Here is a 17265-nt window from a genome sequence, read left to right on the forward strand (position 1 = left end):
GGTGCCGGCTAAACCGACGCTGTTTCCAGCACCTCGTCGAGGAGGGTCTCCGCCTTGCCCTCGTCGGTGCCCTCCGCCAGGGCGAGTTCGCTCACCAGGATCTGCCGAGCCTTGGCCAGCATCCGCTTCTCACCAGCGGAAAGGCCACGGTCCTTCTCTCGCCGCCAGAGGTCGCGCACCACTTCGGCCACCTTGTTCACATCGCCGGAGGCGAGCTTCTCGAGGTTGGCCTTGTACCGACGAGACCAGTTCGTGGGCTCTTCGGTGTGGGGAGCACGCAGCACGTCGAAAACGCGGTTCAGACCATCCTGGCCGACGACATCCCGCACGCCGACGATCTCGGCATTGTCAGCGGGAACGCGAACCGTCAGATCCCCCTGCGCGACTTTGAGGACGAGGTACTGCCTTTCCTCGCCCTTGATCACGCGGGTCTCGATCGCTTCGATGAGTGCGGCACCGTGGTGCGGGTAGACGACGGTCTCTCCGACCTTGAAAACCATGTGTCCTCTGCCCCTTTCGCTGGCTCCATGCTAGCACGCTGTGATGGGGCCCATCCACCGGGCCGAGATCGTCCTCGCAGGTCAGGGGCCATGCGCGCACCGTCGAGGGGGTTGACAAATCCACTTTTGGCGTGCTCATGCAGGTGGTCCACCGGTTGATCACGAATCCACTGTGGACGGTCGGGCGCGGGCAGTGGCCACCGGGTTCTACCGGGTGGAAGTGCCCCGGCTAGTCTGCGCAGTGGTAACGGGCTCTAGGAGGGACTGAAGACCGTGAGGCTGCAGAAACGTCGTGTGCTCACGTCGGGCGTGCTGGGCCTCGGCGCCGCGCTGGCACTGGCCGGGTGTGGTGCCGGGCAGATCACCCAGACCGACACCATGTTGCCTGCGGTCAACGGCGCGCTTGCGACGACGGGCAAGATCACCGTCCGCAACGCCGGTCTCGCGAACACCAACAGCTGCCAGCAGGCCTACGCACCCGGGTCGAGCGCCCCGCTGTCGCTGGTCATCACCAACGACGGCGCCGCCGACGACCAGCTGGTTTCGGTCTCCTCGCCCAACGCCGCGAGCGCCGCGGTCAGCGGCCAGCAGACGCTCACCGCGCGCACCAGCGTCGTGGTCGGCCCCGCCAACCAGGCCGAGTCCGCGGCCACCAGCACGTCCGCGTCGCCGGCCACCAGCGGCTCCGCGGCGGGCAAGCCGCAGATCGGGCGCGCGAGTATCGAGCTGCAGGGCATCAAGCAGGTCGTCTGGCCCGGTCAGCTGACGCCGGTGACGTTCGTTTTCCGGGATGCCGGCTCGGTGACGATGGAGTTGCCGGTCAACGCGCCCACCGAAGAGCTGCCCAACTGCCAGACCGTGCCGCAACAGGCCGAAACGGGTCACTGAGATTGTCGGTGCCGACCGCTAACGTCGGCGACCGTGGTCAAGAAGGGCAACAGCTACCGCTGCGCGGAATGCGGTCACGAAGCCGCGAAATGGGTCGGCCGCTGCCCCGAGTGTCAGGCGTGGGGCACGCTCGAGGAGCGCGGGGACGCGCGACCGGCGATAGCCAGGGTGGCCGCCGGTGCGCCCAGCGCCCCGGCACGGCCGATCGGTCAGGTGGACCTGGAGTCGGCCCGCGCGCGGCCGACCGGAGTGCCCGAGCTGGACCGGGTGCTCGGTGGCGGGCTCGTCCCGGGCGCGGTGGTCCTGCTCGCCGGTGAGCCGGGGGTCGGCAAGTCGACGCTGCTGCTGGAGGTCGCCTACCAGTGGGCGGCCGCCGCGGCGAAGCCCGCGCTGTACGTGACGGGCGAGGAGTCCGCGGGTCAGGTCCGGTTGCGGGCCGAGCGGACGGGGAACCTGCACGAGCGCATGTTCCTGGCCGCCGAGAGCGACCTGTCGGCGATCCTCGGGCATGTCGACGCGGTCGGGCCCGGGGTGTTGATCGTGGACTCCGTGCAGACGATGGCATCCCCGCAGGTCGAGGGCGCGCCCGGTGGGGTCACGCAGGTGCGGGCGGTCACGGCCGGGCTGGTTGCGCTCGCGAAGGAGCGTGGGTTGCCGATCGTGCTGGTCGGGCATGTCACGAAGGACGGCTCGGTCGCCGGGCCGCGGGTGCTGGAGCATCTGGTGGACGTGGTGCTGCAGTTCGAGGGTGACCGGCATTCGACGCTTCGGCTGGTGCGCGGGATCAAGAACCGGTTCGGCCCGGCCGACGAGATCGGCTGTTTCGAGCTGCGGGACGACGGGATCATCGGGGTGCCGGATCCGTCCGGGCTGTTCATGAACCGGCATACCGACGAAGTGCCGGGGACGGCGATCACGGTGACGGTCGAGGGCAAGCGGCCGCTGTTGTGCGAGGTGCAGGCGCTGGTGGCGAAGTCGAGCCTGCCGCAGCCGCGCCGGGCGGTGAGCGGGCTGGACGCCGCGCGGGTCGGCATGGTGCTGGCGGTACTGGAGAAGCGCGGCGGTGTGCGGTTCGGGGAGCAGGACGTGTACGCGGCGACGGTCGGCGGGATGAAGGTGACCGAGCCGGCGGTGGACCTGGCGGTCGTGCTGGCGATCGCGTCCTCGGTGCGGGAGGAAGCGCTTTCCCCGCGCCTGGTGTCGCTGGGTGAGGTCGGCTTGGCCGGCGAGATCCGCCGGGTGACCGGCGTCGGCCGCCGGCTCGCGGAGGCCCAGCGGCTGGGCTTCACGCACGCCATCGTGCCGCCGGACCCAGGGAAGTTGCCGGATGGCATCCGCGTGCTGGAGGCAGGCAGCGTCGCGGACGCGGTGAACGCGGCGATGAAGGCCTAGGCGAGTTCGGAAGTGTCGATCTTGACCGGCACCGGTCCGGGTGCGGTGATGGTCTCGCCTGCCTCGGCCTGGACTTCCAACCGGTAACCGTTGCCGGTCAGGCGGTAGCCCTTGAACGTCCCGGCCTCGGCGAGCCACAGATAAGGCACACCGGTGGCCGCGTACGCGGCCACCTTTGTCTCACGCTCGGCCTTCGTGTTGTCCGAGGACCACACCTCGACCGCGAGGAGCACGTTCTCGGCATCGAACAGCGGACGATCCGAATCAATATCGACTACGACGACGTCGGGTATCAGCGCGGTACGCAACGGCGTACTGATCCGCACACCGACGCCGGGCAGCACGGTCAGATCGGCCCGGCAAGCACATCCGAGTGCCTTGTCGGCCGCGAAAGCGAGCTTCGCCATCGCGTGCTGATGAAGGGCGTCTTGCGGCGGGGTCACGTGGAGGTGACCCAGGATCAGTTCGAGCCGAGACCCGTCGGACGGGTGCTCGGCCGCGAACCACTCTTCGATAGGTACTGGTCCCAGCATCGGGCAAGCATGCCCGGGGCGGTTGGTCTCCCTGAGGCGCGGACGCGCCACACCGCGACTACTGGGCCGCCAGGAGTTTGGCGCAGCGGATGAGGCCGATGTGCGAGTACGCCTGCGGGTGGTTGCCCAGGGAACGCTCCGCGATCGGGTCGTACTGTTCGGGCAGCAGGCCCGTCGGGCCGGCCGCGTCGACCAGTTGCTCGAACAGTTCCTCGGCCTCGTTGCGGCGGCCGGTCAACAGGTAGGCCTCGATCAGCCACGCCGCGCAGATGTGGAACCCGCCCTCGCCGCCGGGCAGGCCGTCGTCGCGGTGGTAGCGGTAGACCGTCGAGCCGCTGCGCAGTTCCGCCTCGATCGCGGTGACCGTGGACTGGAACCGCTCGTCGGACGGGTCCAGCAGCCCGGAAAGACCGACGAACAGCGAAGCCGCGTCGAGGTCCGTGCCGTCGTACGCGGTGGTGAACGCCTGGACCTCCTCGTTCCAGCCGTTCTCCAGCACGTCGTTCGCGATCGTCGCGCGCAGCTCCTCCCAGCCGTGCGGGATTTCGCGTTCGTAGACCTCGCCGAGCTTGATCGCGCGGTCGATCGTCAACCAGCACATCACCCGCGAGTACACCCGGTGCCGCGGCACGTGCCGCTCCTCCCAGATGCCGTGGTCGGCCTCCGACCAGCGCCGCGTCACCGCCTCCGCCATCGCGCGCACCATCTGCCAGTCCTGGTCGCGCAACTCGCCGCGCGCCTCGGCCAGCGCGCACACCAGCTCCACGACCGGTCCGAACACGTCGAGCTGCACCTGGTGGTTCGCCAGGTTCCCGACGCGCACGGGCCGCGAGCCCGCATACCCCGGCAGGGTGTCGATGACGGCTTCGGCGCCGAGGGTCGTGCCGGCGAGCGTGTACAGCGGGTGCAACCGCTCCGGGCCCGCCAGCGTGGAAAGCACGCCGTGCAGCCATTTCAGGTACCCGTCGGCCTCCGCGAGCGACCCCACGCCGACCAGTTCCCGCACGGTCATCGCGGCGTCGCGGACCCAGCAGTACCGGTAGTCCCAGTTCCGCACGCCGCCGATCTCCTCGGGCAGCGACGAAGTCGCCGCCGCCAGCACGCCGCCGGTGTCGGTGTTGACCAGCCCGCGCAGGGTCAGCGCCGAGCGCGCGACGAGCTCCGGCTCGATGTTCGGCAGCTTCAGCCCGGACGCCCAGTCGCTCCAGTACCTGCCCGCGCGCGTCCGCCGGTCCACTTCGGACAGCTCGGCCGGGCCGAGATCCGTTGTGCCGCAACGCAGTTCGAGCACCACCGGGTTTTCGAGCGTGGGGTTCACGACGGCGGTGGCGGTGTCGTGCAGGCCGTCGTTGGTGATCTCCCACCGCACGCCCGGCGCACGCAGCACGATCGGCTCGGACGTGCCGACCACGCGAAGACCGTCCGCCTCGGGCACCAGGCTCACCGGCACCGCGCCGAACTCGGGCCGCGGCGCGAACGACACCGAGGCCGCGGTCGACCCGGAGATCACGCGCACCAGATCGGTCCGGTGCGACGGGGTCTCCGGCTCGAGGTAGTCGGTGACCAGCAGCCGGGACCAGCGGGTCTCGACCGTCATCGTGCTGGGCAGGTAACGCTGGCCCAGCGGCAGGTTCCCGTTGCGCTGGGCGGAATCGCCGCGCGCGGGCTTGATCGAGAAGTGCCCGGCACCGGCGCCGCCGAGCAGGTCCGCGAACACCGCGGGCGCGTCGGGGCCGGGGTGGCACAGCCAGGTCAGCCGCGCGTCCGGGGTGATCAGCGCGACCGAGCGCTCGTTGGCCAGCATCGACAGCCGCTCGATGGGCGGCGCCTGCTCGCCGTAGAGCCAGTTCCGCCGCTCCTCGAGGATGAACGCGAGCACCATCGCGACTTCCTCGGTACCGCGGACCCGGTACGTGGCAAGGGTTTCCCCGTCGCCGACCTTGACCCCGAGGTCCGGCCCGGACAGTCGCGCGAACGCCTTCTCGTCGGTCACGTCGTCACCGAGGAACAGCGCGGCCGTGGCGCCGACCTGGTGGCGCAGGGTGTCCAGCGCGCGACCCTTGTCGGTCTGGACCACCGCGAGCTCGACGACCTCCTTGCCATCGGTGGTCGTCACACCGTCCCAAGTGCACGGTCCACTGTGGACCGCATCGAGGACCCGGCGGGCGTCCTCGCGCTCGGCGCGGCGGACGTGCACGGCGATGCTGGCGGGCTTGACCTCCAGCTGCACCCCAGGCACGTCCCCGGCCAGCTTCTCCAGCTCGTGCTCGAGTGTGCGGTGCAGCTCGCGGGCCTTGGCGTCCAGCGCGTGCACGAACCCGATGTCGAACTCCGACCCGTGACTGCCCACCAGGTGTACCTCGGACGGCAGGCGCGACAGGATCGCCAGATCCCGCAGCGCCCGGCCGGAGATCACCGCGGCGGTCGTCTCGTGCAACCCGGCGAGCGAACGCAGCGCGCCCACGGACTCGGGCAGCGGCCGCGCCTCGTCCGGGTTGGTCACGATCGGAGCCAAGGTCCCGTCGTAGTCGCACGCGACCAGCAGTCGCGGCGTGCGGGCGATCTGCACGATCGCACGGCGCAGCTCGGCGGGCAGGGACTCGGCGGTCACCACTCCTCCTTAAGGAGTTCAGAACATCGTTGTCGACAAGTCGGCCGAATCAGGAAGTCGGTTCCGAGCCGAGTGCTTCCAGGAACGATCGCGCCCACCGGTCCACGTCATGGGTGAGGACCTGACGCCGCAATGCTCGCATCCGGCGCCGGCCCTCGGCAGGGTCGAGCGTAATGGCCGCCTCCAGGGCGTTCTTCACCCCGTCGAGATCGTGCGGATTGACCAGAAACGCACTGGTCAGCTCCGCCGCCGCGCCGGCGAACTCGGACAGCACGAGCGCGCCGCCGAGATCGTGGCGGCACGCGACGTACTCCTTGCACACCAGATTCATCCCGTCGCGCAGCGGGGTCACGACCATCACGTCCGCGGCCGAGTAGAACGCGGCCAGCTCGGTGCGGCTGACCGACTGGTGCAGGTAGTGCACCACCGGGTGGCCGACCCTGGCGAATTCACCGTTGATGCGGCCGACCATCTGTTCGATGTCGCTGCGCATCCGCTGGTAGTGCTCGACACGTTCCCTGCTGGGCGTCGCGAGTTGCACGAAAGTGACGTCTTCGGGTTTGACCCGGCCCTCGTGCAGCAGTTCGTGCAGCGCCTGCAGGCGGAGGTCGATGCCCTTGGTGTAGTCGAGCCGGTCCACCCCGAGCAGCACCGTCTTGGGGTTGCCGAGGTCCTGGCGGATCTCGGCGGTCCGTTCGACGACCTGCCGGGAGCGGGCGAGCGTGTCCAGTCCGGCGGCGTCGATCGAGATCGGGAACGCGCCGACCCGGACGGTCCGGTTGCCGACCTGCATCATGCCGGGCCGGGACCGGACGCCGACCGCGCCGCGGCTCGGTTCGAGGCCGACCAGGGTGCGGGCCAGCCACAGGAAGTTCTGTGCGCCACCGGGCCGGTGGAAGCCGACCAGGTCGGCGCCGATCAGCCCGCGCACGATCTCCGCCCGCCACGGCAGCTGCATGAACAACTCCACCGGCGGGAACGGGATGTGCAGGAAGAAGCCGATGCGCAGGTCCGGCCGCAGCTCGCGGAGCATGCTCGGGACGAGCTGGAGCTGGTAGTCCTGGACCCACACGGTGGCGCCGCCGGCCGCGATGTCCGCGCTGGCCTCGGCGAAGCGGCGGTTGACCCGGACGTAGGACTCCCACCAGCTGCGGTCGAACACCGGGCGCTCGACGACGTCGTGGTACAGCGGCCAGAGCGTCGCGTTGGAGAAGCCTTCGTAGTAGTCGCGGACGTCTTCCGCGGTCAGGGTGACGGGGTAGAGGACCATGCCTTCGTCGCTGAACGGGTCGACCTCGACCCCGGGTACGCCGGGCCAGCCGACCCAGGCTCCCTTGCGGGACCGCAGGAACGGCTCGAGCGCGGCCACCAGGCCGCCCGGGCTCGCCGTCCAGCGCTGGGTGCCGTCGGCGCCTCTTTCGAGGTCGACGGGCAGCCTGTTGGCGACCACGACGAAATCCGCCGAGCCGTTCCCGATCCGTACATCACCCACGCTTGCTGCTCCTCGCTCTCGCGCGGCGTTACGAGAGACTATCTCGTGCCCAGCGGACAAGATCGACCGCGCGGTGGCTGAAATGTCCTACTCCAGCCTGCTGTCCGAGCGCAGCGGCCCGGCCAGCCGTGGCCCGGCCATCCTCCGTTCGAGCCTGCCCAGCCCGCTGCGCACGGGCTGTGCCAGGTACTCCCCGAGCACGACGCCCGCGGCCAGGGCCAGTCCGATGGCGACCGCCTTCATCAGGGTAGAGACGTTGCCGTTTCCTTGTGTTGCCAGCTCGTACAGACCTCGATAAGTGGACAGGCCGGGAAGCAGCGGCGTGATTCCCGACACGGCGGCCACGAGCGGCGTCACCTTCAGCCGCCGCGACAGCACGCCGCCGCAGAACCCGACGAGCGTCGCCGCGAGCGCGGACGAGGTGATGGGGTCGAACTTCGTGACGACGAGCGCCCCGTACACACCGGCGCCGATCGCGCCGGCCGTGGCGGCGACCAGGAGCGTGCGCAGGGTCGAATAGCTGCCGAGCGCGAAGCACGCGGCCGTGCCGGCGCCCGCGACGATCATGACGGGCAGTGTCAGCACGGACTGCGCGGGCAGCTCGGGTTCGACCTGGATGAAGCGCAGCGCCTTGCTGAGCTGCAGGGCGAGCGCGACGCCGGTGATGAGGCCGGCACTCATCAGCGCGGTCTCCATGGTGCGGCCGGCCGCGGTCACGTTGTAGCCGGTGATGGCGTCCTGCACGGCCGAGACCGTGGACAGTCCGGACAGCAGCACGGTGATCGCCGCGGCCGCGACGAGGGTGGAGAATTTCGTCGGCACCAGGCCGGTTTCGACGGTCAGCGTCGCCAGGCCGGTGGCGACCAGGCCACCGACGACCTGCTGGAAGAAGAACGGCAGGGCGTACTTGTTGAGCTGGCGGCCGAGCCGGTCGACCAGTGCGGAGATGACGAGCGCGCCGACGGCGATGTCGGCGCCACCGCCGATGAGCAGGGTGATGAAGAAGGCCATGCCGCCCCAGGCGAGCGTGGCGACCCAGCGTGGATACGGGTGCGGGGCGGTGGTGATGCGCTGCAGTGCCGCGTACGCCTCTTCCGCGCTGACCTGGCCACGGGTGATCTTCCGGACGAGCAGCTCGGTCGCGGACAGCCGGGTGTAGTCGAGGCTGCGGGAGCGCACCACGCGCAGTGCGCTCACCGGCGCCATGTCGGTGCCGCGATGGCAGGTGACGGTGATGGACGTGAAGATGACGTCGACCTCGCAGTGCGGCAGGCCGAGCGCCGAGGTCAGCGCGAGGATCGTCGCGGTGACGTCGGACGCGCCGGCGCCACTGGCCATCTGGACCTCGCCGATGCGCAGGGCGAGATCCAGCACGAAGTTGACGGTCGCATCGTCGGGCAGCGATGGGCCGTACTCCGCTTCGGGCGGCGCCGGATGCTCACCGGTGGGTGCTTCCAGGATGTGCCACGCGCGGCGCCGTGGCTCGGTTGGGCGTTTGCGCCGGTTCTCTTTGTCGATGTTCGGATCCTGGGGCGCTTCCAGGATGTGCCAGCCGCGCCGCCGGGTCACCGGGCCCCGGGCGCGCTGGTTGCTTTTCATTGGGCCGCCACCTCCTCACTGGGTTCTCCCGGTGACCATCGGCGTCACCCCGGCTTGTGTTGCAAGGAAGAAACCGTGGCGTGCGCCACCTTGCCGATCCTCCACAAAACACGGGTTCGCGCTACTCGGCGAGAGTCCGGAGGGCGCGCAGGAATGCCTCGCGGTCCGCCGGGTCGAGGCGGGCCAGTCGCTTCTCTTCGTTGCGCTGGATGGCCGCCTGGGTCTTCGCGGTGAGCCGGCGGCCCTCGGTCGTGATCGCGAGCAGGCGCACCCGGCGGTCGGCCGGATCGGGGTGGCGCTCGATCAGGCCGCGGTCCTGCAACTCGTCGAGGACGGGGATGAGCCGGGTCTTGTCGGCGCCGATGCGCTCGGCGAGTGCGGCCTGGGTGCGGGTCTCCTGCTCGCGCAGGGCGAGCAGCACGATGTACGCCCACATGGTCAGGCCGTGCTCGCGCAGGATCGGTTCCTCGGCACGGGTCAGGGCGCGGCCGAGGGGAACGATCATCGCCGCGAGGTCGGGCCGGTTCATGCTGGGAGGATAGCTTGCGCTTATCGTAAGTCTGAGCTTATTGTAAGCTCATGCTTATTGATTTGCACCGTGATGCCGTGCTCGCCAGCGTCTCGATCGCCTGCGGGGTGCGCGCCGCCGACCTGCCCCGGCCGACGCCGTGCGCCGGCTGGTCGGTGGCGGATCTGTTGGCGCATATGACGGTTCAGCACCGCGGCTTCGCGGCGGCGGCCCGCGGGGAGAGCGCGTCGTGGGATCCGGTCGTCGCGACGGACCCGGTCGCGGACTACCTGTCGGCGGCGAGCGAGGTGCTGGTCGCCTTCGCGAGCGCGCGGAATCCGTTACTGCTGCCCGAAATCGGCCCGGACCCGTTCCCGGCCGAGCAGGCGATCGGGTTCCACTTCATCGACTATGTGGTGCACACCTGGGATCTCGCCCGCGCCCTCGGCACGTCCGTGTCGTTCGATGACACGCTGCTGGAGCCCGCGCTGGTGATCGCGGCCCGAGTGCCCGGCGGCGAGGCCCGCACCCGCCCGGGCGCGGCGTTCGCGCCGGCGCTGCCTTCCGCTTCGGCAGGCGGGCCGCTGCTCGACCGCATCCTGACGCTCCTGGGCCGCTCCCCGAACTGGCCCGACGTATGATGACCACGCTTCACACGCCGACTTAGCTCAGCTGGTAGAGCAGCTGTCTTGTAAACAGCAGGTCAGGGGTTCGAGTCCCCTAGTCGGCTCTCGTACGAATTGTGACGATTCGCGCGCCGGAGGTGAGCATGCGGGTGGACGGAATGGCCTGCCCGATCGACCGGGAGAGGAGCGGGGCAGGTGCGGAAGACTTCGATGTCTCGAACGCATATCTTGGCGTCGTATGGTCCGCGGTCAACCAAGCAACGTACTCGGTGAGGTAGCCAGCGGCCCTGTGGTGTGCCTGCATGAGCGTCACGGCCAGCGGCACAATGCGGGACGAAGCCGGGAGAGCGGTACAGCGGCGCTCCCATAGGTGGGGGGTGCAAGTCGACTCGTGCAACGTCGCGGGCGCGGAACCATTCGAGGAGTCGCTCTATGATGGACCAGCTGTGTTCCCTGTCGTCGGTGACGTGGATCGGTGACCAAGCCGATGACGTGACCGATCCGGCCGTTGTGCAGATGCGGACCAGGAAGCCAGTCCTCAATGGTGTCGATGCCGCAGGCCACAAGTCCCTCGTGTGCCGGTGCGACAAAGATGCGCGTCGTCTCCAGGCCGATCTGCGCACGCAGTGCTTCGGCGCACGCGAGACGCCAGCCGTTCTCGGCGGCCGGATCGTCGTCGCCGAGATTGGCGAACAGCAATGCTCACAGTCGCACATGTGTTTGATCAGCGAAACCGTAATTCGTGTGATGAAAATTGAATTCTAGACGATGAACGGCGCAAATCGGATTTTGCAGTGGCGCGCGGTGTCCGTCGAACTCTGGGGCCTGGGTGGACCTATACGACTCCGTGTGGAAACCGGGCATACAACGCTGAATCGCCGTATTCACTTCAGCCCAGTCGCACCACACGCCAATGCAGTGGCGACACCCCAGAATTGGTCAGCGGAACCCCAGCCGTTGGCCTGACGCCCCGACCGAGCGGTCACCGCCAACCGCCTTGCGCTGATCGGCTGCGCGCCGACCGCAGACCCCTGACTCGCCGACAATCAGCCCGTTGCCTCTTCCGGTGCCTACGTCGGCGATCGTCAATTCCGTGCTGGGCTTGCCGTGGACCGCGTCCAGGAGTCATGGCATCGATCGGCTACAGCGGAAACGCACCACCACCACCACCACCACCGGTCGGGTGCGTTGGTTCTCGGTGAGAAGTCCCGCGCCGGTGTGCAGGGTGCGGATGGGCCTGTAGAGTGGGTCGCCGGCGCGAGCACTGTCTCGCTGAACGCAGTGGCGGCACCGGTCCAGCCATCGTCGGCGAGGCGGACGACAGGGAACGGGTGCATCACCGGGATCGCGTCAGGGAGCTCTTCGGCGGCGGCCTTGAACCATGTCCGGCAGCCTCGTCGGCCCGGTCTTCTGCCGTCGGCATGCACCCAACGCGACAGATGTGTCGCAGGCGTGGGGTCCAGTTGTATGTACCGAGGTAACTATCACTCCGCTGATCTGGGGTTTTTGCGCTGGTTGGCCTTGAAGCGCGTCTTCTTCTGGCGATTCCCGCAGGTGTTCATGTCGCACCATTTGCGGGTGCGGCTTTGACTGGTGTCGAAGAAGCCAGCTTGGCAGGTCGGCGATGCGCACAAGGCCAATCTTCCGTCTCGCTCGCCTGCGATGATGCTGATCGCGTCAGCGGCGATCACGCCTAGCGCATCCTCCACGGAGGAAGTCGAGCTCAGTCGCCATTGCCGATTGCTCTCGGGTGTCAAGAGAGGCTGCTCCCGATGCTGTCGTGGGGTGTCGTCGCCTACGGGGGGTTGCTCTCAGCCATCCTGGCCGGGTTGCTCGTCGTGGCCGCCGCCCGTGAACGTAACCCACTGGTCCTGGGTTGATCGTGGTGTGCACGTTGGTCGCGCCCCTCGCGTGGAGCGCGATCCTGCGCGCCACACACGCCGACCAGTCCTCAGCGACGCTCCGACCGTGGTCTTTCCCGTCAGCTGGCAGTGCTCGGCATGACCGGAGACGAACTCTCGTAAATACGCCGCTCGGTGCGGCCGTACTGCGCTCGGAGCGCTACGCGTATCCGCCTGCCACCAACTCGGCGAGTCTACGAGCCAGCGCGACCGGCACTGCGTTTCCGATCTGTCGGGCGATGGAGACCTTTGCGCCGCACCACTTGTAGTCGTGGGGAAAGGTCTGCAGGAGTGCGCCCTCGGCAAGGGTGAGGGGCCGGTCCTCGGTCGGGTGGAGGTAGCGGCCTTTCTCGGGCTTGACGAATTCGGTGCGGATCGTGACCGAGGGCTTTTCCCATCGGAGGCGTCCCATGACGTCCATGGAGCCGGTTGTGTGCTTGCGCCAGCCCGGTGTTTGGAGGTGGCGGGGAAGATTCGTCCGGTTGCCGCCCTCGGGGATTGCGGCGAACCGGCGACGCGAAAGTGGCGTCAGGAAGCGGGTCAGGTGGAGTTCGCGGGTCTCGAATGGTCCGGGTAGGCCGCCGTCGAAGTCGTACGTGCCCTCGGGCAGCTCGATGAGGTCCGGGTCCACGAACTCGCTCAGGCCGCGGAGTGCGTCCTTGACGGTCTTGTAGCTCTCCGGCTTCCCGGCGAACTCGCCGACCGGCTCGGGGAGCGGAGGTCGGCTCCGGTGGTGTCCGATCACGACGGCACGCTTGCGGATCTGGGGGACTCCGAACTCGGCGGCATTGAGCGTGTAGGGCAGGAGCTGATAGTTCTCGAGTGGTCCGCCGTCGTCCGTCGCGAGGCGCAGTAGCTGCCATTCCGGTGATTTGTAGAACGCGGCGACGTTCTCGATGACGAAGTAGTCGGGCTGGATCTTCTCGACCGTCCGCGCATACTCACGCCAGAGACGGTTGCGCCGGTCGGACGGGTCCCGCTTCCCGAGGTTGGAGAAGCCTTGGCAGGGCGGACCGCCGACGACGACGTCGGCGTCGGGAATGTCCTCGGTGGGCCAGTCCTCGATCATGCCGTGGAAGAGGTGATGAGCTTTGCCGTAGTTGGCCTGATACGTCGCGGCAGCCGCCCGGTCCATCTCGACGGCGGCGATGACCTCGAACGTCGCATTGATCTCGGGATCGTCGCTGGCGTCGAGAAATCCCCTGGTCAGCCCGCCGCAACCGGCGAAGAGGTCGACCAGACGGATAGGCACGAGCATAATCTAGCCGGCCCCGGCGACAGTTCGGTTCAGGGCGGCCGGCGTGTCGGCCACGCGGTCTGTGATAGTTCTCGGAACCGGATCGAGGTCGGGAGGGTAGCAATGTCGGCAGACCGCCCTGCCGCCTCCAGCCCGTCCGTTGCGGCGCGGATGAGCAAGGCACGACGCCGCGACACCGAGCCCGAGATGCTCGTCCGCAAGGAAGCCCATCGCCGTGGGCTGCGCTATCGGGTCGACGCGGCGATTCCCGGGATGCCCCGTCGCCGCGCCGACATGATCTTCAGTCGAGCCCGGGTCGCGGTCTTCGTCGACGGCTGCTTCTGGCACTCGTGCCCCGAGCACACGAGCATCCCTCGTGCGAACCGCGAGTGGTGGGTAGCGAAGCTGGAGGCGAACCAGGAGCGGGACCGCGCCACTGATGCGCACCTGCAGGATCTGGGCTGGACTGTGCTGAGGTTCTGGGAGCACGAGGATCCTCTATCTGCGGTCGACGTCGTGGAGCGCGCCGTGCGCGGCTGATTCATCGCACCTGGCGGTCCTCGTCGCGGAACGCGGCGACCGAGGTGGCGGCCTCGCGGCGGATCTCGCCGCAGAGATCGGCGTAGTCGAGCGCGTCGAACTCGATGACGGCCGCAGCACGCAGCAGCCGCTTGAGGACGTCCCGCAGCACCCGGCGGGGTGGGAAGCCTCCCGTGTCGACGCTCGGCCACACGTCGGCCAACGCGCGCATCACCGAACGGCTGCCACCCAGCAGCGAGCGACGTGCATAGATCTGGTCGAAGTCCGACTCGTTGAAGATCCCGAGCAGCCGGTACGGATCCGTCTCGTTTGGGACGGCGAGCAGGTGCGCCCGCCACCACAGCCGACCCCACACGTGGCGGGTGATGTCGGTGCCGAGGATCCGGTCGACGGGAGGGTCGCGGTAGCGCCAGTAGGAGACGTCGGGCAAGACGACGAGGGCGAGGAACGCCCAGATGGGCCGAACCGCGGCCTCGGCGGCCACGAGACCCATGCGCTCGTGGAGCAGGCGGGCGACGTCGAGGTCGAACTCAGTGTGGTCCCGGCGGCGTCCGCCGCCGGGAAAGCCCGCGGCCTCGGCGGCCTTCAGGACACGCTCGCGGAGGTCCTCGAGGTGCTGGCGGGGTACGCGGTCACCGCCGGTGGCGGCGAAGACCGCCGACGGGTGCTGGAAAGCGTGGCGGTCCTTGAGCTCCTCGACGGTCAAGTTGGCGTAGCGCTGGTGCATGTCCGTCGCGGCGGCGTCGAGCAGCCGGGGGTAGAGGATGCTGCTGCTCATGCGTCCGCCAACAGACCGGTGGCGTTCTGAATGCGCGTGGTGAACAAGACCGGCTCGTGATCGCGGTCGCGGCGCAGCGCCTCGAGGGAGCGCTCGGGGAACGTCGCTCGTAGGACGGACGCCAGCAGCGCCCCAACGGATCCGGTGGGGTAGTCGGCTTCGGGGTCGAACTCGTCATCGACGAGGGCGCGTTCGACAAGTGATCGGATGACGTCGTTTCGAATAGCGGACAGGACGCGTCGGTCGGCGTCCGTCGGGTCCGATGCCGCCTCGAGCGCAGCGGTGACGACCTCGCGTCGCTTGTTGGCCAGCAACAGAATCGAGCCGAGGGCCTGCGACTCGAGATCGTGGCCGAGCTCGAGATGCCAGGCAGCGCCGGTGGGGTAGGGGAGGTGCTCGAAGTCAACGATGGAGAGCGGGAAGAGCACGGCGTCGCCCTGCAGCATCACGGAGCGGACATCGCGCCAGAGCACGCTGCCCGGGCGGGTCGGCGCCGCCGGCGAGCCCGCTGATCCGGGAGAACGGAGTGTCAGGCAGGTCTCGAGGTCGAGTCGGCCGCCGAGCTCATCGCCCGAGAGCTCGAAGTCGATCTCCAGCTCGGCCTCGGCCGCGGCGGTGACCGGTACCTGCCAGGCTCGACCGCGCAGCGAGGAGTTGGCCGCGGACCAGACGACGGTCAACATCAGCTCGGAGTCGGGATGCAGGCCGCAGTCCGAGCGGGCGCGCAGGCCGTCGACTCTCATCGGTCGGCGCAGGTGAAGGACGGTGCCGTAGTCCCATTCTGGTAGATCGGGCGGCAGCTCGTCGATCGAGTCGGCCGTGAGGCGCAGCCACGGGCCGGTGGTGACGACGTCGACCGGTGGGCGCCGGTAGGGATAGGCGCGGCTCACGACACGACCGCCTCCTCGACGCGGGTCCCGACGACGGTGATGTCGGTGATCGTGTCGGGCGCCGGCAGGACGGCGAGCTCGACCTCGGAGGGGCTGGCCACGATGCAGGTTTCCGACCCGTGCCGGCCGTCGGGCGTGGCCCAGGAGAGCACCCGAGGACGTGCGGCGCCGACGGGTGCCTCATCCTCCCTGGCCCGGTCCCCGAGCCCGACCGATAGGCGGGCCTGGAGCAGGACGGGACCCGGTCCGGTGATCGAGAAGCGTTGGACGAGGACGATCCGACCCTCGTGCTCGTTGACGGCTGGCTCGGTCAGCGCGATGATGCGGATCTTGTCGCGCGGGATCGAGGACGGACGAACGCTTCCCCCCGAGCCGCCGTCGCCCGCTCCGACTGTTCCCACGGGACCTCTGCCTCCGGATGTCCCGCCCTGGGGGACGGCGTCGGGCCGGGCGAACGCGGCGGCGACGATCCCGCCGAGGAAGTTGCTCGCCGCCCCGAGTGCGGTACCGCCTTCGGCGCGCACGGTGGCGACGACGGCGGCCTTGTAGCCGGCCAGCTGTTCCCTGATCCGGCGGAAGGCCACACGGACGAAGGTTTTGTCGTGCCCGGACAGCTGCTCGTGGACCCACTGGTCGTGGGTCGGGGGCTCACTCGCCGCGAAGACGTCGTCGAGGCTGTCATCGGTGCGGAATACCCCGGCGTACGCACGGTTCACGGATCCGGTCTCGGTCTGCTCCAGGTAGCGGACGACGAGCTCGGGCGAGCGCATCAGGCACACGTGGTGCGGGTCGCCGGGGACACCCGCGCACTCGGCGGCGACACTGGCGGATCCCGGTGTCATCGGGACGACGAACTCGTGTTCCACGGCGAAGCGGCCGAGCACACGCTTGGGGTTGCGGCACTCCAGGACGGTGCCGCCGCCGTCACGCTGCCTGCGGTAGGCGGCGACGAACATCTCCAGCGGGTAGGTGTCGGCTGGGTCCGGTACGGGGAAGGTCGTCCCACCCGCGCGTACCTCGGCGATCAGCCGCTTCTCCTCGCGCTCGGGCAGCATGATCGGCCAGAGTTGCCAGGCGATGGTGTTCGCGAGGTGGCGGGCCGCTTCCTCGATGCCCTCGAACTCGTCGAGGTCGGGATCGAGCACCGTCAGCGTGGTCCCGGACTCGTCCTCGGCGAACGGCTGCAGGCCGAGGCTGCGGGCGACGGTGTCGGCGTCCGTGCCGCGCAGGGGTTCGACGTGGTCTTTCCGGACATCGCCCCACCAGTGCCGGCCGGTGAACGGTCGGGGCTCGTCGGTCGGGGTCTCTCGGCCGTCGAACGAGTCGCGCATGGCGATGCCGATCAGCCGGGACTCGAGCCCCACGTCGGGGACCGCCGTGCGGGTGTAGACCAGAATCGTTCCGACCCGGGAGAGGCGGTAGAGCACGGCCTTGCCGTAGCCGTAGGTACCCCCACCCTGGAAGGTGTCGCGCTTCTCGCCGACGTTGAGCACGAACGAGACCCAGTCGCGGCGATCGACGGCGAGCTCGTCGGCGCGGGTGGGGCCGCCGAGCCCCCGCGTACCGCGGTCGACGACGGACAGCAGCCGTAGGTTCGGGGTCCGTACGAGCCTGCCGATGCCCAAGTGTGGTTCCCGTCCGTGCGGAGGGCTGAGCAGACGCTCCCAGTTCGGGCGGTGGGTGGGAGCGACCGTGCTGATCTCGAGGCGGTACTCGGTGGGACGGTCACCGATGCGTGCGTCCCACGAGTTCTGGGCCGTCTCCCTCACG

Annotated in this window: 15 protein-coding genes, 1 tRNA gene and 2 pseudogenes; 6 read left to right on the forward strand and 12 right to left on the reverse strand. The window is 69.1% G+C overall.

Features of this window, described 5'->3' with window-relative positions; translation table 11 throughout:
- Window positions 1-8 precede the first annotated feature (8 nt).
- Window positions 9-500: a CarD family transcriptional regulator gene (locus LOZ83_RS36200; RefSeq protein ID WP_236796384.1), complete on the reverse strand. Its 492-nt coding sequence runs from the start codon at window positions 498-500 to the stop codon at window positions 9-11.
- A gap of 273 nt (window positions 501-773) precedes the next feature.
- Here LOZ83_RS36200 and LOZ83_RS36205 point away from each other — a divergent pair, with 273 nt between their 5' ends.
- Window positions 774-1388 (forward strand): hypothetical protein, encoded by a 615-nt coding sequence (locus LOZ83_RS36205; protein ID WP_236796385.1) that lies wholly within the window; start codon window positions 774-776, stop codon window positions 1386-1388.
- Window positions 1389-1421: 33 nt separating this feature from the next.
- Window positions 1422-2780 (forward strand): DNA repair protein RadA, encoded by a 1359-nt coding sequence (gene radA / locus LOZ83_RS36210; protein WP_236796386.1) that lies wholly within the window; start codon window positions 1422-1424, stop codon window positions 2778-2780.
- Here radA and LOZ83_RS36215 read toward each other — a convergent pair.
- From LOZ83_RS36215 to LOZ83_RS36235, 5 genes are all read right to left on the reverse strand, one after another.
- Complete coding sequence (locus LOZ83_RS36215) at window positions 2777-3313, reverse strand: Uma2 family endonuclease (protein WP_236796387.1); 537 nt, start codon at window positions 3311-3313, stop codon at window positions 2777-2779. The two genes, radA and LOZ83_RS36215, sit on opposite strands and share 4 nt — an antisense overlap.
- A 58-nt stretch (window positions 3314-3371) precedes the next feature.
- Window positions 3372-5924: a trehalose-phosphatase gene (gene otsB, locus LOZ83_RS36220; protein ID WP_236796388.1), complete on the reverse strand. Its 2553-nt coding sequence runs from the start codon at window positions 5922-5924 to the stop codon at window positions 3372-3374.
- A gap of 49 nt (window positions 5925-5973) precedes the next feature.
- Window positions 5974-7416 (reverse strand): trehalose-6-phosphate synthase, encoded by a 1443-nt coding sequence (locus LOZ83_RS36225; RefSeq protein WP_236796389.1) that lies wholly within the window; start codon window positions 7414-7416, stop codon window positions 5974-5976.
- Between the two features lie 87 nt (window positions 7417-7503).
- Window positions 7504-9015 (reverse strand): threonine/serine exporter ThrE family protein, encoded by a 1512-nt coding sequence (locus tag LOZ83_RS36230; protein ID WP_236796390.1) that lies wholly within the window; start codon window positions 9013-9015, stop codon window positions 7504-7506.
- Window positions 9016-9136: 121 nt separating this feature from the next.
- Complete coding sequence (locus tag LOZ83_RS36235) at window positions 9137-9544, reverse strand: MarR family winged helix-turn-helix transcriptional regulator (protein ID WP_236796391.1); 408 nt, start codon at window positions 9542-9544, stop codon at window positions 9137-9139.
- Between the two features lie 50 nt (window positions 9545-9594).
- On the opposite strand from LOZ83_RS36235, the gene LOZ83_RS36240 reads away from it, so the two are divergent.
- The 3 genes from LOZ83_RS36240 (at window position 9595) to LOZ83_RS36250 (ending at window position 10914) form a co-directional block, all read left to right on the forward strand.
- Complete coding sequence (locus tag LOZ83_RS36240; protein WP_236796392.1) at window positions 9595-10164, forward strand: TIGR03086 family metal-binding protein; 570 nt, start codon at window positions 9595-9597, stop codon at window positions 10162-10164.
- A gap of 16 nt (window positions 10165-10180) precedes the next feature.
- Window positions 10181-10253 (forward strand) — tRNA-Thr (locus tag LOZ83_RS36245).
- 328 nt (window positions 10254-10581) lie between these two features.
- Window positions 10582-10914 carry a hypothetical protein gene (locus LOZ83_RS36250; RefSeq protein WP_236796393.1) on the forward strand — a complete coding sequence of 111 codons (333 nt, stop codon included), beginning with the start codon at window positions 10582-10584 and terminating at the stop codon, window positions 10912-10914.
- A gap of 414 nt (window positions 10915-11328) precedes the next feature.
- Here LOZ83_RS36250 and LOZ83_RS36255 read toward each other — a convergent pair.
- The 3 genes and pseudogenes from LOZ83_RS36255 to LOZ83_RS36265 all read right to left on the reverse strand — a co-directional run.
- Window positions 11329-11522: pseudogene (locus tag LOZ83_RS36255) on the reverse strand (transposase); the annotation flags it as partial.
- Window positions 11523-11633: 111 nt separating this feature from the next.
- A pseudogene (locus tag LOZ83_RS36260) lies at window positions 11634-11912 on the reverse strand (CGNR zinc finger domain-containing protein); the annotation flags it as partial.
- 298 nt (window positions 11913-12210) lie between these two features.
- Window positions 12211-13302, reverse strand: a complete 1092-nt coding sequence (locus tag LOZ83_RS36265; RefSeq protein ID WP_236796394.1) for a DNA cytosine methyltransferase — start codon at window positions 13300-13302, stop codon at window positions 12211-12213.
- Between the two features lie 108 nt (window positions 13303-13410).
- On the opposite strand from LOZ83_RS36265, the gene LOZ83_RS36270 reads away from it, so the two are divergent.
- Complete coding sequence (locus LOZ83_RS36270) at window positions 13411-13827, forward strand: very short patch repair endonuclease (RefSeq protein WP_236796395.1); 417 nt, start codon at window positions 13411-13413, stop codon at window positions 13825-13827.
- Window position 13828: 1 nt separating this feature from the next.
- Here LOZ83_RS36270 and LOZ83_RS36275 read toward each other — a convergent pair whose 3' ends face one another.
- Genes LOZ83_RS36275 through LOZ83_RS36285 form a run of 3 tightly spaced genes read right to left on the reverse strand, consistent with a single transcriptional unit; the run spans window position 13829 to window position 17264 of the window.
- On the reverse strand, window positions 13829-14605 hold the full coding sequence (locus tag LOZ83_RS36275) for a DUF6339 family protein (protein ID WP_236796396.1): 777 nt from the start codon (window positions 14603-14605) through the stop codon (window positions 13829-13831).
- On the reverse strand, window positions 14602-15495 hold the full coding sequence (locus LOZ83_RS36280) for a hypothetical protein (RefSeq protein ID WP_236796397.1): 894 nt from the start codon (window positions 15493-15495) through the stop codon (window positions 14602-14604). Before LOZ83_RS36280 ends, LOZ83_RS36275 begins: the two co-directional genes overlap by 4 nt.
- Window positions 15492-17264, reverse strand: coding sequence for a hypothetical protein (locus tag LOZ83_RS36285; RefSeq protein WP_236796398.1), 1773 nt, complete (start codon window positions 17262-17264; stop codon window positions 15492-15494). The genes LOZ83_RS36280 and LOZ83_RS36285 overlap by 4 nt, the downstream gene beginning before the upstream one ends.
- Window position 17265: the final 1 nt, after the last annotated feature.

The organism is Amycolatopsis sp. GM8 (assembly GCF_021653975.1).
Classification (GTDB): Bacteria; Actinomycetota; Actinomycetes; order Mycobacteriales; family Pseudonocardiaceae; genus Amycolatopsis_E.